The sequence below is a fragment of the Sphingobium sp. AP50 genome, from assembly GCF_900109095.1.
In the GTDB taxonomy this organism is placed as follows: Bacteria; Pseudomonadota; Alphaproteobacteria; order Sphingomonadales; family Sphingomonadaceae; genus Sphingobium.
This window is the reverse complement of record NZ_FNYZ01000002.1, coordinates 21,908-44,583: the sequence shown is the minus strand read 5'-3', so window position 1 is coordinate 44,583 and position 22,676 is coordinate 21,908. Positions and strand designations below refer to the sequence as shown.

Sequence of the window (22,676 nt, the reverse complement as noted above, 5' to 3'; positions counted from 1 at the left end):
GAGGGGGGCAGGCGTGTCGATAAGGGGTGCCCTGCGTCCTGCCTGCGATCCTCTTCTTGAATGTATGCGTCGCATCGTCCACATAGTCGACAAGTGATGCTTTTCTGCAACAGGTAGACGATGGCCGACCCCTATTCCACGCTGGGCATAGCCCGCAACGCCAGCGAAGCGGAGATCAAGTCCGCCTATCGCAAGCTGGCAAAAGAGCTGCACCCCGACCGGAACAAGGATAATCCGCAGGCGGCGGAGAAATTCTCGGCCGCGACCAATGCCTATGATCTGCTGTCGGACAAGGATAAGCGCGCCCGTTTCGACCGGGGCGAGATTGACGGCGACGGCAATCCGACCTCGCCCTTCGGCTTTGGCGGTGGTGGTGGCGGCTTTCGTGGCCAGCCAGGCGGCGGTTTCGAGAGCGGCGGCGCGGATTTCGGCGATATTTTCGAAGGGCTGTTTGGCGGCGCTGGCCGTCGCGCGGGCGGCGGCGGAGGTGGCGGCTTTGGCGGTTTCGGCCGGCAGGCGCCGCCGCAAAAGGGCGCGAATGTCGCCTATCGGCTGGCCGTGCAGTTCAATGATGCCGCGACGCTCAGCCCGCAGCGCATCACCTTGCAGGATGGCAAGACGATCGACCTGAAGCTGCCGGCTGGCGTGGAGACGGGCACGCAGATGCGCCTGTCTGGCCGGGGTCAGGCCGGGCCGGGCGGTGCGGGCGATGCGATCGTCACGATTGAGGTGAAGCCGCATCCCTTCTTCAAGCGGGATGGGGACAATGTGCTGCTGGACCTGCCGATCACGCTCGATGAGGCGGTGAAGGGCGGCAAGGTCAAGGTGCCGACGGTCGATGGTCCGGTGATGCTGGGCGTGACGCCGGGCGCCGCATCGGGCAAGACGCTGCGCCTGCGCGGCAAGGGCTTTACCGGCAAGGATGGCCAGCGCGGTGATCAGCTCGTCACGCTCCTGATCGATGTGCCGGCCGATGATCCGGCGATTCAGGCTCTGGTGGAAAGCTGGCAGGACCAGCGTGCCGTGCGCGCCCATCTGGGCGTTTGAGGCGTTGGTCGGCTGATGCCGATGCCGTCGCCCCTTTCGCCCGAACAGCGCCGTCACATGGCGCAGGAGGCGCGCGAGCATTTCCATCGACAGATGGACCGGGTGCGGCCGGGTTCCCATGTCTTCGAAGTGGCGAAGCGGGTCGCGGTCGGCACCTATAGCGACGGTTTCATCCATGCCGGGAACCTCGCCTATCTGTCGCTGATGACGCTGTTCCCCTTCTTCATCGTCGCGGCGGCGGTGGCGAGCATCTTCGGCCGGACCGAGGATGGGGTGCAGGCGGTCAACGCTTTCCTCTACACGGTGCCGCGCGGCGTGGCCGATGTGGTGCGCCAGCCGATCAATGAGGTGCTGACCGCGCGCAGCGGGCCGCTGCTGTGGCTGGGCGGGCTTGTCGGCCTGTGGACCGTAGGCAGCCTCATTGAGACGATCCGCGACATTCTCCGCCGCGCTTACGGCACCAAAAGCACCAAGCCTTTCTGGCGTTATCGGCTTGGTGCCATCGGCATCACGCTGGTCAGCGTCTTTCTGGTGATGTTCGCCTTCTCGCTTCAGGTGGCGATCACCGGCGTCGACCAGTTCCTGCACCAGATATTGCCCTGGGCCGATGAAGCGATCGCTCTGGTCGCATCGGCCAAACTGGTGCCGATGGGCATATTATGCGTCGCGCTCTGGTCGCTGTTCGTGGCCTTGACCCCCACCGCCTACAAGCCGCGCCGCTTTCCCAAATGGCCCGGCGCGGTGGCGACATCGCTCTGGTGGTATGGCACGACATTGTTGTTGCCGCCGACGCTGTCGCTGCTGGGCGGCTATGGCCGGACCTATGGCAGTCTGGCGGGTGTCATGATCACCCTCATTTTTTTCTTTCTCGTGGGGCTTGGCGTGGTAATTGGCGCGGAATTGAACGCGGCGCTGGCAGAATTCCCCGAAGAGGATGCGCAGCCGATCGCGCAGGACGAAGGGAACGGAATAAGATTATGACAGGCTTGATGGCAGGAAAGCGCGGGCTCATCATGGGGCTGGCGAATGACAAGTCGCTGGCTTGGGGTATCGCCCAGCAACTGCACGCACAGGGTGCGGAACTCGCCTTCTCCTATCAGGGCGATGCGCTGGCCAAGCGTGTCCGCCCGCTGGCGGAACAGGTCGGGTCGGATTTCCTGATCGATTGCGACGTGTCCGACATGGACAAGCTGGACGCTGCCTTTGCCGAGATCGAGGCGCGCTGGGGCAAGCTGGACTTCGTCGTCCACGCCATCGGCTTTTCCGACAAGAATGAGCTGCGCGGCCTTTATGCCGACACCAGCCTCGACAATTTCCTGCTGACCATGAACATCTCGGTCTACAGCTTCGTCGCCGTCACGGCACGCGCGCGCAAGCTGATGAAGGACGGCGGCAGCCTGCTGACGCTGAGCTATTATGGCGCGGAAAAGGTGATCCCGCACTATAATGTGATGGGCGTGGCCAAGGCGGCGCTGGAAACCAGCGTCAAATATCTGGCGATGGACCTGGGTCCGGAAAATATCCGCGTCAACGCCATCTCCGCCGGTCCGATCAAGACGCTGGCCGCCAGCGGCATCGGCGACTTCCGCTATATCCTGAAGTGGAACGAACTGAACTCGCCGCTTCGCCGCAATGTGACGATCGAGGATGTGGGCGGCGCTGGCCTGTACCTGTTGTCGGATCTGGCATCGGGCGTGACCGGCGAAATCCATCATGTCGACGCGGGCTATAACGTCATCGGCATGAAGGCCGAAGACGCGCCTGACATCGCGCTGGATAAGGCATAAGGCATAAGGCGTTAACGCGACCGGATCGGGAATTTCATGAGCTTCAACACATTCGGTCGCGTTTTCCGCTTCACCACCTGGGGCGAGAGCCATGGTCCTGCCATCGGCGCAGTGGTGGACGGCTGTCCTCCGGGGCTGGAACTGAGCGAGGGCGACATTCAGCCCTGGCTGGACCTGCGCAAGCCGGGCACCTCCAAATTCACCACGCAGCGGCGCGAGCCGGACGAGGTCCGCATCCTGTCCGGCGTGTTCGAAGGGCGCACCACGGGCACGCCGATCAGCCTGATGATCGAGAATACCGACCAGCGTTCCAAGGATTATTCGGAGGTTGCCAAGGCATATCGCCCCGGCCATGCCGATTATGCCTATGACGCCAAATATGGTTTCCGCGACTATCGCGGCGGCGGGCGGTCCTCGGCGCGGGAAACCGCCAGCCGGGTCGCGGCGGGGGCGGTGGCCCGTGCGGTCATCCCGGAAGTCGATATCTTCGCCTATGTCAGCGAAATTGGCGGCGATGCGATCGATTACGCCAATTTCGATGCGTCGCAAATCGGCCAGAACCCCTTCTTCTGCCCCGATCCGGTCGCGGCGCAGCGCTGGGAAGCGCTGGTCGATGGCGCGCGCAAGGATGGCTCCTCGATCGGGGCGGTTGTGGAATGCGTCGCATCGGGCGTGCCGGCTGGCTGGGGCGCGCCGCTCTATGCCAAGCTGGACAGCGAACTGGCGAGCGCGATGATGAGCATCAACGCGGTCAAGGGCGTGGAGATTGGCGACGGCTTTGCGGCCGCCCGCCTGCGCGGCGAGCAGAATGCGGATCCGATGCGGCCGGGCAATGACGGCCCGGTCTTTCTGGCCAACCATGCCGGCGGCATTGCGGGCGGCATTTCCACCGGGCAGCCGGTCAAGGTCCGGGTCGCCTTCAAGCCGACCAGTTCGATCCTGATCCCGGTCGAGACGGTCACCCGCGACGGTGAAGCGTCGGACATCATCACCAAGGGGCGGCATGACCCCTGTGTCGGCATTCGCGGCGTGCCTGTGGTGGAAGCGATGATGGCGCTGGTGCTGGCGGACCAGAAGCTGCTGCATCGCGCCCAATGCGGCGAATGAGGCGCTGATCGTCCGATAAAATCGGCAAGGCGGACCGGTCATGCAACCATGGCCGGTCCGTTTCGTTTCACCTCTGTAAGAGTCTGTTTGGAAAATGCGCGGAGGAGCGCATTTTCGATGCGGCACCGGCCCGCACCCCCACCCGACCACCCATCAGGGTACCATGTCTGGGCGGTCGGGTGGGGGTGCGGGCCGGTGCGGATGCGCCGAAGGCGCATTCCAAACAGACTCTAAGGAGACGCGACCACGCGATCTTTCAGGGGGATGGCCAGACATGCATTTCATCACCGCGCTGCTGGGCATTTATCGCGCGGAAATCGGGCTGGTCATTCTGGCGGGCATGTTCGTGGCCTTCGTGCGCGAACGCTATTCGCCCACCGTGATCGCGGTGGTGGGCGCCTGCGCCTATGGCGTGCTGGGCATGCTGAACGAAAAGGCGATGTTCTCGGTCTTTTCCAACAGCGCGCCGCTGACGGTGGGGGCGATGTTCGTGCTGTCGGGCGCGCTGATCCGCACCGGGGTCATCAGCCGTGTCGCGGACCTCATCATGACGCGGGCGGAGCGCTACCCCCGTATCGCTCTTGCCGAAGTCGGGCTGGGCGCGTTGCTCCTGTCGGGCTTCCTCAACAATACGCCGGTCGTGGTGCTGCTGATCCCGATCATGTTCAAGCTGGCGCAGGCGACGGGCTATCCGGTCAAGAAGCTGCTGATCCCGATGAACACGGTTGCGGTGCTGGGCGGGTGCCTTACGCTGGTCGGCACGTCGACCAATCTGGTCGTCGCGGGCATCGCGGCCGAACAGGGGCTGCCGCGTTTCGGCATTTTCGACATCAGCCTTTATGGCGCGGCGGGCGCTGCGGCGGGGATCGTGGCGCTGCTTTGCCTGTCCTTCCTGCTGCCCAGTGATCCGCCGTCCATCGCGGGGGAAGATGGCGGAACGGCGGTGCAGGATTATCTGACCGAACTGGTGGTGCCGCAGGAGAGCGAGGATATCGGGCGGGAGATCGGGTCGCTGGGCCTGTTCGGCCGGTCGGTGCAATTGCTGGGGCTGAAGCGCGCGGGCGATGTGCGGCGTCATGATCTGGAGGCGGAGGAACTGCATTCGGGCGACCGGCTGATCGTGCGGGCGGATGGCGCCGCGATCATGACGATGCGGGAATCGGGCCGGTTCGAGCTAGGTGTCGCAGCCGATTCGCGGACCAGTGCGCAGGATGGAACCGTGGTGGAGGCGATGGTCGCGCCCAGCCATCCGTCGATCGGCGAGCGGCTGCTGGACATTCCCTTTCTCCATGCGCTGCGGGTGCGGATCATCGGCATTCACCGTGCCCGCCATCTGCCCGGTCCCGATCTGGCCGATACGCGCATTCGCGGCGCCGACCGACTGCTCATTGCGGGCGGCGATGATGCGATGCGGTCACTCAAGGATAACCCCCATCTGATTGGTGTCGATGTCAGCCGCACCCGCGCCTTTCGTCCGCGCAAGGCGTGGATCGCCATCGCCGCCATGGCGGGGGCGGTGTTTCTGGCCGCCTTCAATGTCGTGGGCATTGGCATGGCGGCGGTGATCGCGGTGGGGCTGATCCTGATCACCCGCTGTATCGACCCGGAGGAGGCCTGGGGCGCGATCGACGGCGATACGCTGATCCTGATCTTCGCCATGCTGGCCGTGGGGCTGGCGCTGGAGCAGGCGGGCAGCGTGGCGCTGATGGTCGGGTGGATCACGCCGCTGATGCAGGTGGCGCCGGCCTGGAGCCTGGTGTTCATCGTCTATTTCGCCGCGCTGATATTGTCTGAACTGCTCAGCAACAATGCGGTGGCGGCGCTGTTGACGCCGATCACCATCGCGCTGGCGCATCAGCTGGGCGTCGATGCCCGGCCGCTGGTGATTGCGCTGATGATCGGGGCGTCGGCCTGTTTCGCGACGCCGATCGGCTATCAGACCAATGCGCTGGTCTATGCTGCGGGGGATTATCGCTTCGCCGATTTCGTGCGGATCGGGGTGCCGATCAATATCGTCGTCGGGCTGGCGGTGTGTAGTGCGCTGGTGCTGCTGGGGTGAAAGCCAATCCGGCGGGGGCGGCCCTGTTCGTGCCGGTGCAGGCTGGGCATCAGGGTGCAAATGATGAGGATATGTCCATGACCAGCCTGCCCTTTACCCAGGTCGATGCCTTTGCCGACGCGCCCTTCACCGGCAATCCTGCGGCCGTGATGCCGCTGGAGGCGTGGCTGGACGATGCCATGCTTCAGGGAATCGCGGCGGAGAATAACCTGTCCGAAACCGCCTTCACCGTGCCGACGCCCGATGATCCGGAGGCGGATTATGCGCTGCGCTGGTTCACCCCGGCGGTCGAGGTGAAGCTGTGCGGCCATGCCACGCTGGCGAGCGGCCATGTGCTGATGGGGGATCGGGATGCGGTGCGCTTTCGCACTCGCCATGCCGGTGTGCTGACCGTGGCGCGCGATGGCGATGGCTATACGCTGTCGCTGCCCGCGTGGGGCATGACGGAGAAGGCGATGCCGGAACTGGCCGCAGGGTTGGGCGGGCAGGTGCTGCAATCCTATTGGCGCAATGGCGGCTATGCGCTGTTCCTCTATCCGGACGAGGCGGCGATCCGCGCGCTGACGCCGGACTTTGCCGCGCTGAAGGCGCATGGCGACCTGCTGCTGATGGCCAGCGCGCCGGGCGAGGGCAGCGATATCGTCAGCCGCGTCTTCGTGCCGGGCGGCGGGATCGATGAAGATCCGGTGACCGGGTCGGCCCATTGCCTGCTGACGCCGGTCTGGGCGGAGCGGCTGGGGAAGACGCGCCTCCGCGCCTATCAGGCTTCGGCGCGGGGCGGGTGGCTGGGCTGCACGCTGGAGGGCGATCGGGTCATCCTGACCGGTGCCTGCCGTACCATGATCGAGGGTCGGTTTTTCCTGTAACCGCCATCGTCACCCCCGCGCAGGTGAGATCCCCCCTCCGTTCGTGCTGAGTAGGGGCTGAGCGAAGTCGAAGCCCCGTATCGAAGCACCGATCCTTCGATACGCCATTTCGACTTCGCTCAATGGCTACTCAGGACGAGCGGAGAATATTGGGAACGCGAAGGGGCTGCTTTACCCCGGAAACAGGCCGATCAGCCTGGCCAGCGCACCACGCACCGCGCGACGCTGGTCCTTGTCGGGGGACATGCCGATCCGCACCACGGTCAGCCGCTGGGACGGAGAAATGAGGATATATTGGCCATTATGGCCGACGCAGCCGAACAGGCTCGCGGGCGCCTGCCCCGGCATTAGCGCGCTTTCGCTGCTGTCGCGGTTGAGCCAGATGTGCAGCCCATAGGCGGCGTTGCGCGCCGACGGGGTGGTCATCAGGTCGATCCATTTTTCCGGCAATATCTGATGCCCGCTGGGCGACCGGCCCCGGCGGCGCAGCAGGTCGCCGAAGCGGCCATAGTCCCGCGCAGTCATGTGCATGATGCTGCCGCCGATCATCGTGCCGTTGGCGTCATATTCGGCCGTCAGGCTGGGCAGATTGCCCGGCGCCTTCAGCCGCCCGTCGATGAACATCTGCATCGCCCGCCGCCGCACGTCCGGATCGGCGCTGTTGGTCAGCATCCGCGTCATCAGGTCGGACAGGATCATGCTGCTGCCGGTGGAATAGGCGAATTCCTCGCCCGGCGCATGGGCCAGCGGTTTGGATTCGGCATAGGCGGCCATGTCCTGTGCGCCATCGGCAAAGAGCATGCGCACCGTATCGCCATTCATGATCGGTTCGCCATCCTCGACATGGTCGAGGCCCGAACTCATCGTCAGCAATTGCCGCAGGGTGATGCGGCCGCGCGGGTCGCCCGGCTGGCTCCAGGCGGCGACCGGCACCGGCGCGTCGAGCGCCAGCCGCCCGTCGGACACCATCAGGCCCACCAGCACCGACGTCACCGTCTTGGCCATGGACCAGGACAGCAATTTCGTGTCCGGCCCGAATCCGGGGGCATAGCGTTCGGCAATCACCTTGCCATCGCGCATCACCAGCAGCGCGCGGGTCTGGCCCATGGCCTTGTCATCGAACAGCGGGTCGATCGCGCCGCGCAGCGCGCTGGCGCCGACGACGGCATCCGAGGCGACGCTGTAGACCGGATCGGGGGCCTGCTGCGCGCGCCCGACCAGCGTGCCCGCCACGACAAGCGCGGCGATGCCCGCGCCCAGGCCAAGGCGCTTTACGATTCGACTGTCGATCTGCATAAGCCGGCGCCCTTACACAGTGGAATCAGAAAGAGCCATGGCGGTTCGGCGAAAATGGTGGATAGTGGTGGCGCTGGTCGCCGTGGCATTGCTCGGCTTGTTGGCATGGAGCTGGGCGAGCCTGAGTGCGCGCGCGGAACTGGGCGCGGCCTATGGCGCGCGGCTGGGCTGTTCCTGCCGCTATGTCGAAGGGCGCGCCATGGGTAGCTGCGCCGACGACAAGGAGCCGGGCATGGCGATGGTGCGCCTGAACGATGCGCCGGAGGAACGCGCCGTCCGCGCCAGTGTGCCGCTGCTCGCCAGCCGCACCGCGCGGTTCAAGCCGGGCTGGGGGTGTCTGCTCGATCCGGTGGGGTGACGGCGGTTTGCAGATATATTGGTTCCATGAGAGAGTGGCGACATGCTGCTTTTCTGGGTTATTCTGCTCTTCCTTATTCCAGCACTCATTGTCTGGTCGCCGGTTTTTACGATCGCTTTTTGGTTGCGCCCACTTGGTAATGTCGGGCGCCACGTCTGGATTTGGGCGTGGATAGGCACAAGCCTTGGGACCGTGCTGATCCTCGCGTTGACTGGTGTCATTCATGAAGTGCTGAGCTGGCAATAATGTGCGCGCGCTAACGGTGCCATGCCTCTGGTTTCAGGGGGCTGGTGACGGCGATTTGCTGGCAGCCATGATTTGAGTCATAGTCAGCGAATGAAGTTTGCCGAGCGTATCCTCTATGTCGCTGCCGGAGCCTATTTTGCCGCCGCATTTGTGGGGCAGGGCGTTGCATGGCGCGGCATCTATTATGGATCATTCATCGTCGGCGGTCTGGCTGCATTGTCGCTGGCCATATCGTGGCTTCGTAGCCGTCAGACGACGCCGGGCGGCAATTAGCTGTCGTCTCGCTGCTTCGGTTAGCATCAGCATCCTTCAACAGGCTGGCCCCATGAGCGACTAGCCGCTAAGGCCACCCCATGGCGCGCGATATCCCCACGCTTCTGCACGATATATTCGGTTTCACGGCCTTTCGCGGGGTGCAGCAGCAGGTGGTGAGCCGCGTGATGGCGGGGCAGCCGACGCTCGCCATCATGCCGACCGGCGCGGGCAAGTCGCTCTGCTATCAATTGCCCGCCGCGGCGCTGGATGGCTGCTGCGTGGTCGTGTCGCCGCTGATCGCGCTGATGCATGACCAGTTGCGGGCGGCCAATGCGGTGGGGCTGCGCGCCGCCAGCCTGACCAGCGTGGACGCAGACTGGCGCGAGACGCAGGACCGGTTGCGAAGCGGCGATCTCGACCTGCTCTATGTCGCGCCGGAACGGGCGAGCCAGGAGAATTTCCGCAACCTGCTGCGCGCCACGAAGGTCGCGCTGTTCGCGATCGACGAAGCGCATTGCGTGTCCGAATGGGGGCATGATTTCCGCCCCGACTATCGGCTGTTGCGGCCGTTGCTGGACGAATTTCCCGATGTGCCGCGTCTGGCGCTGACCGCCACGGCGGACGCCCATACGCGCAAGGACATTTTGGTCCAGCTTGGCATTCCCGATGATGGCCTGATCATTTCGGGCTTCGACCGGCCCAATATTCGCTATGCGGTGCATCCGCGCGATGGGCTGTCGCGGCAACTGGCCGATCTGGTCGCTGCCAATCCCGGTCCCGGCGTCGTCTATGCCCAGACCCGCGCCGCGACCGAGAAGCTGGCCGAGACGCTGGGGCGCGGTGGCCGGTCGGTGCGGGCCTATCATGCCGGTCTCGATCCGGCGGTGCGCGCGCGCAATCAGGCCGCCTTCATCGCCAGCGAGGATATGGTGATGGTCGCCACCGTCGCATTCGGCATGGGGATCGACAAGCCGGATGTGCGCTTCGTCGCCCATGCGGGCCTGCCCAAGTCGATCGAGGGCTATTATCAGGAATCGGGGCGGGCGGGGCGCGATGGCGAACCGGCGGTCGCGCATCTCTTCTGGGGGGCGGAGGATTTCGCCCGTGCCCGCATGCGCATCGCCGAACTGGAGCCGGCACGCCAGCAGGGCGAGCGGGCGCGGATATCGGCGCTGGGCGCGCTGGTCGAGACGGCGACCTGTAGGCGGGCGATATTGCTGCGGCATTTCGGGGAAGATCCCTCGCCGACCTGCGGCAATTGCGACAATTGCCTGAGCCCGCCGGCCAGTGTCGATGCGACCGAGACGGCGCGCAAATATCTGTCGGCGGTCTATCGTACCGGGCAGAGTTTCGGCAGCGGCCATATCGAGCAGGTGCTGAGCGGCGCGACCACCGACAAGATCCGTGAGCGCGGCCATGACAAGATTTCGGTCTATGGCATTGTCGACGGGGAGGAGACGGCGCTGCTACGGCCCGTCTCCCGCGCGCTGCTGGTGCGCGATGCGCTGGAGACGACGGAGCATGGCGGGCTGATGCTCGGTCCCAATGCCCGGCCGATCCTGCGTGGTGAGGAAGAGGTACGCATCCTGATGCCGCCCAAGCGGGAACGGCGCAAGCGCAGCGCCCGCAATGGGGCGGAGGCCAATCCGGTCGGCGATCCGCTGTTCGACGCGCTGCGCGCCTGCCGCCGGGAACTGGCGCAGGATCAGGGGGTGCCGCCCTATGTCATCTTCCATGATTCGACGCTGCGGGAAATGGCCGAGCAGCGCCCGTCCAGCATCCGCGAACTCAGCCATATCAGCGGGATCGGGCAGAAGAAGCTGGATGCCTATGGCGATGCTTTCCTGAACGCGATCCGGCCGTTTTTGTGATTTCCGTCGGTGCTCCTGCGAAGGCAGGAGCCCAGGATCGAGGGTGTGACGGTTTGCTCTGGGCTCCTGCTTTCGCAGGAGCACGGTGCTGTGACTTGAATCCTGATCCGCTGTGGCGCATGGCTCGCGGCGAAGGAGAAGCCCATGTTTCGCAAGCTCACCGACCGCGTCCTCGTCGCCCCGCAGATCAGCCTGGATCAGATCGCCGAAGCCAAGGCGCTGGGCGTTACCGTCATCATCAACAACCGGCCCGATGATGAGGAGCCGGGGCAGCTGAACGGGGCCGAGGTCGAGGCGGCGGCGAAGGAGGCGGGCATCGCCTATGTCGCCGTGCCGGTGGCCCATGGCGGCTTTGCGCCCTGGCAGCTGGACGGCATGGCGGCCGCGCTGGAGCAGGCCGGGGACGGCAAGGTGCTGGCCTATTGCCGGTCGGGCACGCGCAGCACGCTGCTGTGGTCGCTGACCCGCGCGCGGGCGGGCGACAATGCGGATGTGCTGGCGGCGCAGGCGGCGGCGGCCGGATATGACATCACGCCGGTTCGCCAGATCATGGATGCGCTGGCCGGGCAGTAAGGCGGGCGAATAGGAAAATCCGCGCTTAACTTCGCATATGTCCCGCAGATTTTGACAGGATCGAACAGGAGTTGGAAATCTTGTTGCGGGCCGGTCAGGCTGCGGGCGATGGGAAAGAGCCGGTTCGCACCATGGCGGGATTGGCCCGGATAGGACAGGTGTGGGCTATCCAACGAAACATAAACCGTTCGTGCTGAGTGGGGGCTGAGCGTAGCCGAAGACCCGTATCGAAGCATCCGTGCAGCGCATGGTCCTTCGATACACCACTTCGACAAGCTCAATGCCTGTCCTGAGCGCCTGCCTTAGCAGGCAGTCGAAGGGGCTACTCAGGACGAACGGGGTATTTCTGATGTAACGCAGGTTGCCTTACCCGCATTCCACCGTGACATGCTCCATGCGGGGCAGGGCGCGGACGCGCTGGCGGACGGTGGGGCCGTCGGCGCCGGGGGCCAGGCTGACGATGGCGGCATGGGCGTGCGGGCCGATGCGCCAGACATGCAGGTCGCGGATGGTGGCGCCTTCGGCCTCCACCACGCGGCGGACAGTGGCCATCAGCGCGGGTTCGGCGGTGTCGAGCAGGATGGCGGCGGTGTCCTTCATCAGGCCCCAGGCCCAGCGCGCAATCACGACCGCGCCCAGCAGGCCGACCGCCGGGTCCATCCACCACCAGCCCAGATACCGGCCCGCCAGCAGCGCGCCGATCGCCAGCACCGACGTCAGTGCATCGGTCAGCACGTGGATATAGGCGGCGCGCAGATTATTGTCGGTGTGGCCATGCTTGTGGTCTTCACCGTGCCCGTGGCTATGCCCATGATCATGACTATGGTCGTGGCCCAGCAGCAGCGCGCTGATGATGTTGATGATCAGGCCCGCCACCGCGACCAGCGTCGCCTCGCCAAAGGCGACATGGATCGGCTGGAAGAAGCGCATGATCGATTCGACCGCGATGAAGAGGGCCGTTAAGCCTAGCAGCAGGGCGGAAGCGAAGCCGGACAGGTCGCCGACCTTGCCCGTGCCGAACGTATAGCGCGGGTTGCGGGCGTGCCGCTTGGCATAGCTATAGGCGGCGGCGGCCACCGCCAGCGCGCCGGCATGGGTGGCCATGTGGAAGCCATCGGCCAGCAGGGCCATCGATCCGGTCAGCCAGCCGAAGAAGATTTCGACCACCATGGTCGCGGCGGTCAGCCAGACGACCCAGAGCGTGCGCTTGGCATTCTGATCATGACCGGCGGCCAGATAGATATGGTCGAAATAATGGCTTTCTTCCGCATCGTCCGGGCCGATGGCGGGGGCATGGCCGTGGCCGCCATGATCATGATCGCACCCATGATGATGGTCATGCCCCTGATGATCATGCCCCTGATGATCATGCTTGTGGTCGTCGTGCATCGTCATTTCCCGTACCGGCGGATCAGGGCCAGCATTTCTTCGGTCGCGGCGGCGCGTTCCTGATCGGTCAGGCCGGGGCGGGCGACATGTTCGCGCATATGCTGCTCGATCAACTCTTCCATCAGGCTGCCGACCGCGCCGCGCACCGATGCGACCAGTTGCAACGTTTCCGAACAGCCCGCGTCGCCCGTCAACTGACGGTCGACGGCGGCGACCTGCCCGGCGATCCGGCGCACCCGCGCCAGCAATTTGTCTCTGTCTGCGACGATATGCATAGGGTACCCCCCTATATTATATTTGATGGAACGCCAAGGGGTGGATCGATCGGGGCGATCTGGCCTAACAGGGGAGAATGACAAGCGATCTGGACTGCGATCTGGCGATTATCGGCGGCGGCCTGTCCGGCGGGCTGATCGCGCTTGCCTTTGCGGCGTTGCGGCCGGAGGTGCGGTTGCTGTTGATCGAGCAGGGGGATCGGCCCGGCGGCAATCATATCTGGTCCTTTTTCGACGGCGATGTCGCGGCGGCCGATCGCTGGCTGGTGGAGCCGCTGATCGCGCATCGCTGGGCGCAGGGGCATGAAGTGCGCTTTCCCGATTATCAGCGCCGTCTGGATACGCCCTATAATAGCGCGACGAGCGACCGGCTGGCGGCCGTGCTGGAGCGGCAACTGGGCGATCGGCTGCTGACCGGGGTGGCGGTTGCGGCGGTGGCGCCCGATCGGGTGAGCCTGTCCGATGGACGGGCGATCCGCGCCGGGGCGGTGATCGATGCGCGGGGGGCGGGGGATTTGTCTACCCTGCGCTGTGGCTGGCAGAAGTTCGTGGGGCATGCGCTGCGGTGCGAGGCGCCGCATGGGATCGATCGGCCGGTGATCATGGACGCCACGGTCGATCAGATCGATGGCTATCGCTTCGTCTATCTGCTGCCGTGGGACGATCGGACGGTCTTCGTCGAGGATACCTATTATAGCGATACGCCCGATCTGGACGGGCCGACCATCGATGCGCGGATCGCGGCCTATGCGCAGGCGGAGGGGTGGCGCGCCGAAGTGATCCACCGCGAACAGGGCGTGTTGCCTGTGGTGCATGGCGGGGATTTCGATCTCTATTGGCCGAAGGATGATGTGGTTGCGCGTGCGGGCGTGCGTGGCGGGCTGTTCCAGCCGATGACAGGCTATTCCTTGCCAGATGCCGTGCGATTCGCGTTGTGGCTGGCGGGGCAGCCGCTCGATGGGCTTGCCGGGGCCACGCGCGCCTATGCGATGGCACATTGGCGGCGAGGCGGCTATTATCGGCTGCTGGGCAAGATGCTGTTCGGCGCGGCGCGGCCGGAGCAGCGCTGGCGCATCTTCGCGCGCTTCTACGCCCTCAATCCGGGGCTGATCCAGCGCTTCTATGCCGGGCGTTCCACCATCGCCGATCGCATCCGCATCTTGTGCGGGCGGCCCCCCGTGCCCATAAGGGATGCCATGCGAACATTGTGGAACCCGCCCGCCTGATGAACAGGCCAAATCCCAAAAACGCGATCGTCATTGGTGCGGGCTTTGGTGGCCTTGCGCTCGCCATCCGCCTGCAATCGGCCGGGATCGATACCACGCTGGTCGAGGGACGGGACCGGCCGGGCGGGCGCGCCTATATGTGGGAGAAGGACGGCTTCACTTTCGACGCGGGGCCGACCGTCATCACCGATCCCGATTGCCTGAGCGAATTATGGCGCCTGTCGGGCCATGACATGGCGCAGGATGTGACGCTGATGCCGGTGTCGCCTTTCTATCGGCTCAACTGGCGCGACGGCACCAATTTCGATTATTCGAACAACGAAGCGGCCCTGCGGGCGGAGATCGCCAAGCTCGATCCCAATGATGTCGCGGGCTATGATCGCTTCTGCGATTATGCCGCGGGCGTCTATGAAGAGGGCTATCGCAAGCTCGGTTCGGTCGCCTTCCTCGACTTTGCATCGATGATCAAGGCGGCGCCCAGCCTCGCCAAATATCAGGCCTGGCGATCGGTCTATTCGGTCGTGTCGTCGCATGTGAAGAATGAGAAGCTGCGCGAGGCGCTGTCTTTCCACACGCTGCTGGTCGGCGGCAATCCGATGAAGACCAGCGCCATCTATGCCCTGATCCACAAGCTGGAAAAGGATGGCGGGGTGTGGTTCGCCAAGGGCGGGACCAACCGGCTGGTGCAGGGGATGGCGACGCATTTCGAGCGGCTGGGCGGCACGTTGCGGCTGGGCGATGCGGTGACGCGGATCGAAACCTATGGCGACCGGGCGACGGCGGTGCACACCGCATCGGGATGGCGCGGGGAGGCGGATGCGATCGCCACCAATGCTGACCTGATGCACAGCTATCGCGATCTGCTGGGCCATCATCCGCGCGGGGTGAAGCAGGCCGATAGCCTGAGCCAAAAGCGCTGGTCGCCCAGCCTGTTCGTGATGCATTTCGGCATCAAGGGCAGCTGGCCGGGCATCCCGCACCATATGATCCTGTTCGGGCCGCGCTACGAAGGGTTGCTGACCGACATTTACGATCATGGCGTGCTGCCGCAGGATTTTTCGCTCTATCTGCACCATCCCACCGTCACCGATCCGTCGATGGCGCCGGACGGGCATTCGACCTTTTATGCGCTGGCACCGGTGCCGCATATGGGCAAGCTGCCGATCGACTGGGACCAGTTTGCGCCGGCCTATGCCGAACGGATATTGGACGAGATTCAACATCGGCTGATCCCCGACATCCGGTCGCGCATCGTGACGCGGTTCCATTATGCGCCGAGCGACTTCGGGCGGGATCTGAACGCCCATCTGGGCAGCGCTTTCAGCCTGGAGCCGCTGCTGACGCAGAGCGCCTGGTTCCGCGCGCATAATCGCGACGATGTCATTCCCAACCTCTATCTGGTAGGGGCCGGCACCCATCCCGGCGCGGGCATCCCCGGCGTGGTGGGCAGCGCCAAGGCGACCGCGGCGCTGATGTTGCAGGATTTGGGTTGAAGATATGAAGAGGGCGATGTGAAGAGGCTGGCGGTTTATTGTGGTTCGGCGACGCCGGCGGACCTGACCTATATCGACGCGGCGCGCCATGTCGGGCGCACACTGGCGGAGCGGGGCATCGGCGTCGTCTATGGCGGCGGGCGGCTGGGCCTGATGGGCGCGGTGGCGGATGCGGCGCTGGAGGCGGGCGGCGAGGTGATCGGCGTGATCCCCGAAGCGCTGGTCGGCGCGGAAGTGGCGCATCGCGGCTGTACGGAGCTGCATGTCGTGCAGACGATGCACCAGCGCAAGCAGCTGTTCACCGACCTGTCGGACGGGTTCGTGACCCTGCCGGGCGGCGTGGGCACGATGGACGAATTGTGGGAAGCGATCAGCTGGGCGCAGCTGGGCTATCACAGCAAGCCGGTGGGGTTGCTGAACGTGGCGGGCTTTTACGACCAGCTGATCGGCTTCAACCGGCAGATGGTGGAGGCGGGCTTCATCCGCGCCCAGCATGCCGGCATCCTGATCCATGAGGATAGTATCGAAGGGCTGGTCGACGCGATGGCGGCCTATCAGCCGCATGAGACGATCTTCGCGATGAAGGCGGGGCGGCTTTAAGATAGGTGCTCCTGCGAAAGCAGGAGCCCAGTTGAGACGGCAGAACTAGGCTCCTGCTTTCGCAGGAGCACGTTGTGCTGTTGCAGGCAGGTCATGGGACGGGCATGTCTGACCGATGTCTTCCACTATTCCAGACCGCGTCACCCTCGTCGCCCATGCCCGTGACAGCATCGCGCGTGGCTCCAAATCCTTCGCCATGGCGTCGAAACTGTTCGACCGGGTGACGCGCGAGCGAGCCTGGCTGCTCTATGCCTGGTGCCGCAAATGCGACGATATTGCCGACGGACAGGATCATGGCGGGGCGATGACCAGCGTCGCCGATGCGCAGGCACGCCTGTCGATGATGCGGGTGCTGACGCACAAGGCTCTGGCCGGGGAGGCGACCGGCGATCCGGCGTTCGACGGCTTTGGTGTGGTGATGCGCGAATGTGCGATTCCCGCGCGCTATGCCCATGACTTGATCGAGGGGTTTGCGCTGGATGCGCGCGACTGGCGGCCGCGCAGCGAGGCGGACATGCTGCGCTACTGCTATCATGTCGCGGGCGCGGTGGGGTGCATGATGGCGGTGCTGATGGGCGTCGACCCGGATGACCGGGCAACGCTGGATCGGGCGTGCGATCTGGGGCTGGCGTTCCAGCTCGCCAATATCGCGCGCGACATCAGCGAGGATGAGGCGGCGGACCGCTGCTACCTGCCGGTCGAATGGCTGGTGGAAATGGATATTCCGCCGGGCGAGCATATGAAACCCTGGGTCCGGCCGCGTCTGGCGATGCTGGCGCGGCGTCTGGCCGACATGGCGGCCGCCTATGAGGCGAGCGCGCGGCATGGTACGGGGGCGTTGCCGCCGCGCGCGGCCTGGGCGGTGCTGGCGGCGGCGGGCATCTATGGCGACATCGCGCGCGAAGTGGCGCGCCGGGGCGAGCAGGCCTGGGACCATCGCGTCGTCACGCCGAAGCGCGAGAAGCTGGGCTGGGTCGTGCGCGCGGGGAGCCAAGTGCCGGGTCGGGCGCGGCGCTGGCCGGGAGAAGTGGCGCGGGCTGAGGGGCTATGGATGAGGCCGGACTGAGGTTGTGGGGGACGATTGAAGACGCATCATTCCTACACCGTCATCCCCGCGACCCGAAGGGCGGCCGTAGGTCAACGCGGGGATCCATCTCCCGCCTTTTCACTTTGTTGGCAGGCGGCGAGATGTGTTCCCGCCTTCGCGGGAATGACGGAGAAGGGTGGTTCGCGGTTTGTCGGATTTCGAAGCATCAGCTATTGAAGTTGTCGCTTATTTCTGATCCCGCGCCGCTTTGATCACAGCAGCCATGATGCCGTTGGCCTTGGGGAAAGGGCGGAAATTACCGCAGGTGTCTAACGTGCGTTGTTTCCCTATCGGCGCTTCAAACACCTCTCCGGAGACAAATGCCAATATCTCCTCATCTTTATTGAGCCAGAACCTATTCGTAGCGTTTTCGCTGAATACCCTGAAAGTCGCAGGTGGAGTACCTTTGAAAACCCGCTGTACCTGAAGATCGTAGAAGGCGCCTGCATACGGATCAAAACCCCAGGGGCGCGGAGAATCATTTTGGAACGGTGGCTGTAGTGCCCGTTCCTTTCCATCCTCTCCAATCCACGTTTCTTTGAGCACCTTGGCCTTTACCACCCACTCTGACCTACGAAACTCGTGGGCAACGGAGTAATAGCGAGGATCATAGTTGGGGAGAGTTTTGTCCCAGCCGGTGCAATAGGCGAACGCGGCGGACGGAATAAATCCAATCGCTAAAATGGCCGAGTTTAGGACTGCGCTGGTTCGTATTCCCATCCATCCAGCATAGTCAGCTTTCGGACGTTTAGTAAGGCATTCTGATTGACCGAGTTTGATCGCCAGTAGACGCTTTAATCGTCATGCCAGCTTTCGCTGGGGTGATGGAAGGAGGGACGCGCTTTCAAGTATAGGCATCCCATATCGCTTGGCTCCCACCCTTCATCCCATCACCCTCCAATACTCCGCCCACAAAAATAGGGCCGGTGTTTTCACACCGGCCCCAAGGCATGTTCGCAGGAGGAACATGGGGAGGCGGGCGGCCCTTGCCCGTCAGGCGGGCCGCCCTGCCAAACTTAGAGGTTGTAAGCGCGCTCGCCATGTTCGCCGAGGTCGAGGCCTTCATATTCGACCTCCTGGCTGACCCGCAGACCGGTGACGGCCTTGGCAATGAAGATGGCGATGGCGGTGCCGATCGAGGCCCAGATGATGGTCACGACGACCGCTTCGATCTGGACGATCAGCTTGGCGCCGATTTCATAGTCCGCAGCGCCGGGGCCACCAAAGGCAGGCGAGTAGACGATGGCGGTGCCGATGGCGCCGATCATGCCGCCGATGCCGTGGATGCCGAAGGCGTCCAGGCTGTCGTCATAGCCGAGCTTGGGCTTGAGGACGGTGACGGCATAGAAGCAGACGATCGAAGCGACGGCGCCCAGGATGATCGCACCGAACGGGCCGGAGTTGCCCGCAGCTGGGGTGACGGCGACGAGGCCGGCGATGATGCCCGAGCAGAAGCCCAGAGCCGAACCCTTGTGACCGTTCAGCTTTTCAGCAAGCATCCAGAAGAGGCCGGCAGACGCGGTGGCGACGAAGGTGTTGATCATGGCGAGAGCCGCCGAGCCATTGGCTTCCAGCGCCGAACCGGCGTTGAAGCCGAACCAGCCGACCCACAGCAGGCCGGTGCCAACGCCGGTCAGAACCAGCGAGTGCGGGGCCATCGGTTCCTTGGGATAGCCGATGCGCTTGCCCAGGATGATGCAGGCCACCAGAGCCGAAACACCCGCGTTGATGTGGACGACGGTGCCGCCCGCAAAGTCGAGCGCGCCGACCTTGAAGAAATAGCCCGAAGCCGCCCATACCATGTGCGCGATCGGGAAATAGACGATCGTCAGCCACACGGCGGCGAACACCATCACGGCCGAGAATTTGATGCGTTCGACCACCGAACCCAGCACCAGCGCAACGGTGATCGCAGCGAAGGTCATCTGGAAGCTGATGAACACATATTCGGGGATTTCGACGCCGGCGGTGAAGGTCGCGGCCTGTGAAGCGGGCGTGACACCCTTCAGGAACGCCTTGTCGAAGGTCGAGACGAAGTTGCTGAGGCCGCTGGTATAGTCGGGGCCGAAGGCCATCGAATAGCCGTAGATCACCCAGATCAGCATGGCGAGACAGGCGGCGGCGCCGATCTGCGTCATCACCGACAGCATGTTCTTGCTGCGGACCAGACCGCCGTAGAAGAGGGCCAGGCCCGGCAGGATCATCGCCAGAACCAGAACGGTGGAGGTCATCATCCAGGCGACGTCGCCCTTGTCGACCGTGGCGGCAGGCGCGGCAGCGTCCTGCGCCCAGGCGGGCAGGGCGGTGAAGAGCGACAGGGCCACAGCCCCCGCCACGCCGCCAAGTTTCTTGGAAAAGGTCATTATTTCCCCCTTCTTACAGCGCGGTTTCGCCGGTCTCGCCAGTGCGGATACGCACGGCCTGACCGACATCGAGGACGAAGATCTTGCCATCGCCGATGGCGCCCGAATTGGCCGCCGCCTGGGTCGCTTCCACGACGCGGGGTGCCAGATCGTCGTCACAAACGACCTCGATCTTGATCTTCGGGACCATGTTGGTGGAATATTCGGCGCCGCGGTAGATTTCGGTCTGCCCCTTCTGGCGGCCGAAGCCCTTCACTTCGCTGACCGTCATACCAGCGATGCCGAGCGAGGAGAGTGCCTCGCGGACATCGTCAAGCTTGAACGGCTTGATGATAGCCATGACAAGTTTCATGTCGCCCCCTTATTTGGTGTGCGGGGGACTACCAGCAAGAGGCGTGCCAAATTGCTAAAGACGGGTTAATGCGGGCTTTGGGCGCGACGGCCCATGCTGCACCGCCAAAAAAATGGGCAGGCTGGCGTCGGTGCCTAATTTTTGGGCAGCTTTGTTACCAGCGCGCGCCTTCAGCCACCGCCTCGGCTTCTGCGGGCAGGGTAGGGCGCCCAAGGGCGGCGTTGCGATGCGGGAAACGACCGAAGCGGGCGATGGTTGCATGATGTTCGCGCGCAAATTCCAACGATCGCGCATCGCTTGCCCCTTCGAACAGGCTGAGCGACAGATCCTGATCCTCCAGCGCTTCGCTATGCTGGAAAGGCATGTAGAAGAAGAGTCGGCCCGCGCCGCCGATCTGAATGTCATAGCCCTGCGCGATGGCGCCGCGCGCAATGTCGCGCGCCAGCGCATCGGTCGAGAAGGCCTGCGCCGTGTCGCGATACATGTTGCGGGGTAGCTGGTCGAACAGCAGCACGGCGGCCAGCGCATCGTCGGCCCGATCGAGAAAGGCGTCGGCGGGGAGCGCCTGCTTTTCGCGCCACAGCCGGTCGAAGCGGGTGATGCAGGTCCGGTCGAGCGCGGGATCATGGCTATACCATCCCGCTTCGCCGACCTGGTTGAACCAGAAGTCGAGCAAAGCGGCCGCCCAGTCGGCGGTCACGGCATCATGGCTGTCGGTCAGCATGTTCATATAACCCCAATGACGAAGCGGCGGGTCGGTTCCCGCCACTCATGGGGGGAAAGGCTCCGGTCGCCGCGTGGCGGACCGGAGCTTTATTGCGTCAGGTCGCCGTACCGCCGACCGTGAGGCCTTCCACCAGCAAGGTAGGCTGGCCGACGCCTGCGGGCACGCTCTGTCCACCCTTGCCGCACATGCCCACGCCTTCATCCAGCGCCCAGTCACTGCCGATGCCGACCACCTTGGTCAGGGCGGTCGGGCCGTCGCCGATCAGGGTCGCGCCCTTGATCGGATCGCCCAGCTTGCCATTTTCGACCTTATAGGCCTCCGTGCAGGAGAAGACGAACTTGCCCGAGACGATGTCGACCTGACCGCCGCCGAAGCTCTTGGCGAAGATGCCGGATTTCATGCGGCTGAGCAGCTCTTCGGGATCGTCATTGCCGCCCTTGATGAAGGTGTTTGTCATGCGCGGCATCGGGGCGTGGGCATAGGATTCCCGCCGCCCGTTGCCGGTGGGGGCGACCCCCATCAGCCGGGCGTTCAGGCGATCCTGCATATAGCCTTTGAGGATGCCGTCCTCGATCAGGATATTTTCCTGCGTCGGCGTGCCTTCATCATCGATCGAGAGCGAGCCGCGACGGTCCATCATGCTGCCATCGTCGACCACGGTGACGCCGGGCGCAGCGACGCGCTGGCCGATGCGGCCGGAGAAGGCGCTGGTGCCCTTGCGGTTGAAATCGCCTTCCAGACCATGGCCGATCGCTTCATGCACCAGCACGCCGGGCCAGCCGGAGCCGAGCAGCACGGTCATCTCGCCAGCGGGCGCGGCGACCGAGCGCATGTTGACGCGGGCCTGCGCCAGCGCTTCGTCGATGGCGCGGTTCCAGACGGCCGGGTCCATGACCTGATCATAGAGATAGCGGCCGCCAATGCCGAACACGCCGGTTTCGCGGCGGCCATTTTCCTCCAGGATGACGGAGACGTTGAGGCGGACGAGCGGGCGGATGTCGGTGGCGGTAAAGCCGTCGGCGCGGACGATTTCGACCACGGACCAGCTTCCCGCGATGCTGACCGACACCTGCGCGACGCGCGGGTCGCGGGCGCGGGCGGCAGCGTCGATCTCGGCACAGAGCGCGACCTTCTCGGCGAAGGGCACGATCTCCAGCGGATTGGCGTCGGTATAGAGGTGGCGATTGGTGCGCTGCGGCGGCGGGGCGGGCTGGCCCTTGGCCGGATCGAGCAGGGTCAGCGTCTGCGCGGCCTTGCGGATTGCCGCTTCGCTGAGGTCATTGGCATGGGCGAAACCGGTCATCTCGCCCGACACGCCGCGCAGGCCGAAGCCCGCGTCGGTCGAATAGTCGGCGGTCTTCAATCGGCCATCGTCGAAGCCGAAGCTCTCGCTCGCCCGATATTGCAGATAAAGTTCGCCATCGTCGCACTGGCCGAGCGCCTGTGCGGTCAGGCGGCGCGCGCCATCGGGATCGAGCAGACCCGGACGATAGAGAAGGCCACGGGCATCAGTGAATTGCGAAGCGAGATCGGTCATGCCGCCCGATATAGGCGGGAGGTCGCGTTCGCCCAAGGGCAAAAACAAGGCCGCGATGCGGCTCTCGAAATGGCTTTGCGTTCTCTGCGCCTCTGCGCGCAAAAATTTATTCGCGCAAAGGCGCAGAGAACGCAGAGTTTTTCATAAGCGGCAGCGCCGCCG

General features: G+C 64.5%; 23 protein-coding genes. 15 read left to right on the top strand and 8 right to left on the bottom strand.

Annotated elements, in window-relative coordinates; all coding sequences use genetic code 11:
• Positions 1 to 120 precede the first annotated feature (120 nt).
• From BMY84_RS06130 to BMY84_RS06105, 6 genes are all read left to right on the top strand, one after another.
• Positions 121 to 1,047 carry a DnaJ C-terminal domain-containing protein gene (locus BMY84_RS06130; RefSeq protein ID WP_093081941.1) on the top strand — a complete coding sequence of 309 codons (927 nt, stop codon included), beginning with the start codon at positions 121 to 123 and terminating at the stop codon, positions 1,045 to 1,047.
• Positions 1,048 to 1,062: 15 nt separating this feature from the next.
• Positions 1,063 to 2,028 (top strand): YihY/virulence factor BrkB family protein, encoded by a 966-nt coding sequence (locus BMY84_RS06125; protein WP_177203925.1) that lies wholly within the window; start codon positions 1,063 to 1,065, stop codon positions 2,026 to 2,028.
• On the top strand, positions 2,025 to 2,834 hold the full coding sequence (gene fabI / locus BMY84_RS06120) for an enoyl-ACP reductase FabI (RefSeq protein ID WP_093081937.1): 810 nt from the start codon (positions 2,025 to 2,027) through the stop codon (positions 2,832 to 2,834). The genes BMY84_RS06125 and fabI overlap by 4 nt, the downstream gene beginning before the upstream one ends.
• 36 nt (positions 2,835 to 2,870) lie before the next feature.
• Positions 2,871 to 3,941, top strand: a complete 1,071-nt coding sequence (gene aroC, locus BMY84_RS06115) for a chorismate synthase (protein ID WP_093081934.1) — start codon at positions 2,871 to 2,873, stop codon at positions 3,939 to 3,941.
• Between the two features lie 274 nt (positions 3,942 to 4,215).
• The gene (locus tag BMY84_RS06110; RefSeq protein WP_093081931.1) at positions 4,216 to 6,000 is read left to right on the top strand and encodes an SLC13 family permease; all 1,785 of its coding nucleotides are present in this window, start codon (positions 4,216 to 4,218) and stop codon (positions 5,998 to 6,000) included.
• 77 nt (positions 6,001 to 6,077) lie between these two features.
• Complete coding sequence (locus tag BMY84_RS06105) at positions 6,078 to 6,866, top strand: PhzF family phenazine biosynthesis protein (RefSeq protein WP_093082695.1); 789 nt, start codon at positions 6,078 to 6,080, stop codon at positions 6,864 to 6,866.
• A gap of 171 nt (positions 6,867 to 7,037) precedes the next feature.
• Here the strand turns inward: BMY84_RS06105 and BMY84_RS06100 are convergent, their stop codons facing one another.
• Positions 7,038 to 8,162, bottom strand: coding sequence for a serine hydrolase domain-containing protein (locus tag BMY84_RS06100; protein ID WP_093081928.1), 1,125 nt, complete (start codon positions 8,160 to 8,162; stop codon positions 7,038 to 7,040).
• Between the two features lie 37 nt (positions 8,163 to 8,199).
• Between BMY84_RS06100 and BMY84_RS06095 the strand changes: the two genes are divergently transcribed.
• The 5 genes from BMY84_RS06095 (at position 8,200) to BMY84_RS06075 (ending at position 11,465) form a co-directional block, all read left to right on the top strand.
• Positions 8,200 to 8,520, top strand: a complete 321-nt coding sequence (locus tag BMY84_RS06095; protein WP_093081926.1) for a hypothetical protein — start codon at positions 8,200 to 8,202, stop codon at positions 8,518 to 8,520.
• A 42-nt stretch (positions 8,521 to 8,562) separates the two neighbouring features.
• Positions 8,563 to 8,766 (top strand): hypothetical protein, encoded by a 204-nt coding sequence (locus BMY84_RS06090; protein ID WP_093081923.1) that lies wholly within the window; start codon positions 8,563 to 8,565, stop codon positions 8,764 to 8,766.
• A gap of 90 nt (positions 8,767 to 8,856) precedes the next feature.
• The gene (locus BMY84_RS06085) at positions 8,857 to 9,039 is read left to right on the top strand and encodes a hypothetical protein (RefSeq protein ID WP_093081921.1); all 183 of its coding nucleotides are present in this window, start codon (positions 8,857 to 8,859) and stop codon (positions 9,037 to 9,039) included.
• A gap of 80 nt (positions 9,040 to 9,119) precedes the next feature.
• Positions 9,120 to 10,892: a DNA helicase RecQ gene (gene recQ / locus BMY84_RS06080; RefSeq protein WP_093081918.1), complete on the top strand. Its 1,773-nt coding sequence runs from the start codon at positions 9,120 to 9,122 to the stop codon at positions 10,890 to 10,892.
• Between the two features lie 144 nt (positions 10,893 to 11,036).
• Positions 11,037 to 11,465, top strand: a complete 429-nt coding sequence (locus tag BMY84_RS06075; RefSeq protein WP_093081915.1) for a TIGR01244 family sulfur transferase — start codon at positions 11,037 to 11,039, stop codon at positions 11,463 to 11,465.
• 366 nt (positions 11,466 to 11,831) lie between these two features.
• Here BMY84_RS06075 and dmeF read toward each other — a convergent pair whose 3' ends face one another.
• Both dmeF and BMY84_RS06065 read right to left on the bottom strand, forming a co-directional pair.
• Entirely contained in the window at positions 11,832 to 12,860 is a 1,029-nt protein-coding gene (gene dmeF / locus BMY84_RS06070) for a CDF family Co(II)/Ni(II) efflux transporter DmeF (protein WP_093081913.1), read from the bottom strand.
• Positions 12,857 to 13,129 (bottom strand): metal/formaldehyde-sensitive transcriptional repressor, encoded by a 273-nt coding sequence (locus BMY84_RS06065; protein WP_093081910.1) that lies wholly within the window; start codon positions 13,127 to 13,129, stop codon positions 12,857 to 12,859. Before BMY84_RS06065 ends, dmeF begins: the two co-directional genes overlap by 4 nt.
• Positions 13,130 to 13,206: 77 nt before the next feature.
• Between BMY84_RS06065 and crtY the strand changes: the two genes are divergently transcribed.
• The 4 genes from crtY to BMY84_RS06045 all read left to right on the top strand — a co-directional run bounded on the left by crtY (position 13,207) and on the right by BMY84_RS06045 (position 17,514).
• Positions 13,207 to 14,355, top strand: a complete 1,149-nt coding sequence (gene crtY, locus BMY84_RS06060; RefSeq protein ID WP_093081908.1) for a lycopene beta-cyclase CrtY — start codon at positions 13,207 to 13,209, stop codon at positions 14,353 to 14,355.
• Entirely contained in the window at positions 14,355 to 15,848 is a 1,494-nt protein-coding gene (locus tag BMY84_RS06055; protein ID WP_093082692.1) for a phytoene desaturase, read from the top strand. The genes crtY and BMY84_RS06055 overlap by 1 nt, the downstream gene beginning before the upstream one ends.
• Before the next feature lie 18 nt (positions 15,849 to 15,866).
• Positions 15,867 to 16,448 (top strand): LOG family protein, encoded by a 582-nt coding sequence (locus BMY84_RS06050; RefSeq protein ID WP_093081905.1) that lies wholly within the window; start codon positions 15,867 to 15,869, stop codon positions 16,446 to 16,448.
• A 115-nt stretch (positions 16,449 to 16,563) separates the two neighbouring features.
• Positions 16,564 to 17,514, top strand: a complete 951-nt coding sequence (locus BMY84_RS06045; RefSeq protein ID WP_093081904.1) for a phytoene/squalene synthase family protein — start codon at positions 16,564 to 16,566, stop codon at positions 17,512 to 17,514.
• Positions 17,515 to 17,721: 207 nt separating this feature from the next.
• Here the strand turns inward: BMY84_RS06045 and BMY84_RS06040 are convergent, their stop codons facing one another.
• The 5 genes from BMY84_RS06040 to tldD form a co-directional block, all read right to left on the bottom strand.
• Positions 17,722 to 18,255, bottom strand: coding sequence for a hypothetical protein (locus BMY84_RS06040; RefSeq protein WP_093081901.1), 534 nt, complete (start codon positions 18,253 to 18,255; stop codon positions 17,722 to 17,724).
• Positions 18,256 to 18,551: 296 nt separating this feature from the next.
• Positions 18,552 to 19,898 (bottom strand): ammonium transporter, encoded by a 1,347-nt coding sequence (locus tag BMY84_RS06035; RefSeq protein ID WP_093081899.1) that lies wholly within the window; start codon positions 19,896 to 19,898, stop codon positions 18,552 to 18,554.
• Positions 19,899 to 19,911: 13 nt separating this feature from the next.
• Positions 19,912 to 20,250 (bottom strand): P-II family nitrogen regulator, encoded by a 339-nt coding sequence (locus BMY84_RS06030; RefSeq protein WP_004209785.1) that lies wholly within the window; start codon positions 20,248 to 20,250, stop codon positions 19,912 to 19,914.
• Positions 20,251 to 20,404: 154 nt separating this feature from the next.
• Positions 20,405 to 20,980, bottom strand: coding sequence for a DUF924 family protein (locus BMY84_RS06025; RefSeq protein WP_093082690.1), 576 nt, complete (start codon positions 20,978 to 20,980; stop codon positions 20,405 to 20,407).
• Positions 20,981 to 21,071: 91 nt separating this feature from the next.
• Positions 21,072 to 22,514 carry a metalloprotease TldD gene (gene tldD / locus BMY84_RS06020; RefSeq protein WP_093082687.1) on the bottom strand — a complete coding sequence of 481 codons (1,443 nt, stop codon included), beginning with the start codon at positions 22,512 to 22,514 and terminating at the stop codon, positions 21,072 to 21,074.
• Between the last annotated feature and the right edge of the window lie 162 nt (positions 22,515 to 22,676).

Excerpts from the sequence above, each read along its gene's own strand:
- BMY84_RS06130 (WP_093081941.1), top strand. The coding sequence starts at position 121 with ATGGCCGACCCCTATTCCACGCTGGGCATAGCCCGCAACGCCAGCGAA.
- BMY84_RS06125 (WP_177203925.1), top strand. The coding sequence starts at position 1,063 with ATGCCGATGCCGTCGCCCCTTTCGCCCGAACAGCGCCGTCACATGGCG.
- fabI (WP_093081937.1), top strand. The coding sequence starts at position 2,025 with ATGACAGGCTTGATGGCAGGAAAGCGCGGGCTCATCATGGGGCTGGCG.
- aroC (WP_093081934.1), top strand. The coding sequence starts at position 2,871 with ATGAGCTTCAACACATTCGGTCGCGTTTTCCGCTTCACCACCTGGGGC.
- BMY84_RS06110 (WP_093081931.1), top strand. The coding sequence starts at position 4,216 with ATGCATTTCATCACCGCGCTGCTGGGCATTTATCGCGCGGAAATCGGG.
- BMY84_RS06105 (WP_093082695.1), top strand. The coding sequence starts at position 6,078 with ATGACCAGCCTGCCCTTTACCCAGGTCGATGCCTTTGCCGACGCGCCC.
- BMY84_RS06100 (WP_093081928.1), bottom strand. The coding sequence starts at position 8,162 with ATGCAGATCGACAGTCGAATCGTAAAGCGCCTTGGCCTGGGCGCGGGC.
- BMY84_RS06095 (WP_093081926.1), top strand. The coding sequence starts at position 8,200 with ATGGCGGTTCGGCGAAAATGGTGGATAGTGGTGGCGCTGGTCGCCGTG.
- BMY84_RS06090 (WP_093081923.1), top strand. The coding sequence starts at position 8,563 with ATGCTGCTTTTCTGGGTTATTCTGCTCTTCCTTATTCCAGCACTCATT.
- BMY84_RS06085 (WP_093081921.1), top strand. The coding sequence starts at position 8,857 with ATGAAGTTTGCCGAGCGTATCCTCTATGTCGCTGCCGGAGCCTATTTT.
- recQ (WP_093081918.1), top strand. The coding sequence starts at position 9,120 with ATGGCGCGCGATATCCCCACGCTTCTGCACGATATATTCGGTTTCACG.
- BMY84_RS06075 (WP_093081915.1), top strand. The coding sequence starts at position 11,037 with ATGTTTCGCAAGCTCACCGACCGCGTCCTCGTCGCCCCGCAGATCAGC.
- dmeF (WP_093081913.1), bottom strand. The coding sequence starts at position 12,860 with ATGACGATGCACGACGACCACAAGCATGATCATCAGGGGCATGATCAT.
- BMY84_RS06065 (WP_093081910.1), bottom strand. The coding sequence starts at position 13,129 with ATGCATATCGTCGCAGACAGAGACAAATTGCTGGCGCGGGTGCGCCGG.
- crtY (WP_093081908.1), top strand. The coding sequence starts at position 13,207 with ATGACAAGCGATCTGGACTGCGATCTGGCGATTATCGGCGGCGGCCTG.
- BMY84_RS06055 (WP_093082692.1), top strand. The coding sequence starts at position 14,355 with ATGAACAGGCCAAATCCCAAAAACGCGATCGTCATTGGTGCGGGCTTT.
- BMY84_RS06045 (WP_093081904.1), top strand. The coding sequence starts at position 16,564 with ATGTCTTCCACTATTCCAGACCGCGTCACCCTCGTCGCCCATGCCCGT.
- BMY84_RS06040 (WP_093081901.1), bottom strand. The coding sequence starts at position 18,255 with ATGGGAATACGAACCAGCGCAGTCCTAAACTCGGCCATTTTAGCGATT.
- BMY84_RS06035 (WP_093081899.1), bottom strand. The coding sequence starts at position 19,898 with ATGACCTTTTCCAAGAAACTTGGCGGCGTGGCGGGGGCTGTGGCCCTG.
- BMY84_RS06030 (WP_004209785.1), bottom strand. The coding sequence starts at position 20,250 with ATGAAACTTGTCATGGCTATCATCAAGCCGTTCAAGCTTGACGATGTC.
- BMY84_RS06025 (WP_093082690.1), bottom strand. The coding sequence starts at position 20,980 with ATGAACATGCTGACCGACAGCCATGATGCCGTGACCGCCGACTGGGCG.
- tldD (WP_093082687.1), bottom strand. The coding sequence starts at position 22,514 with ATGACCGATCTCGCTTCGCAATTCACTGATGCCCGTGGCCTTCTCTAT.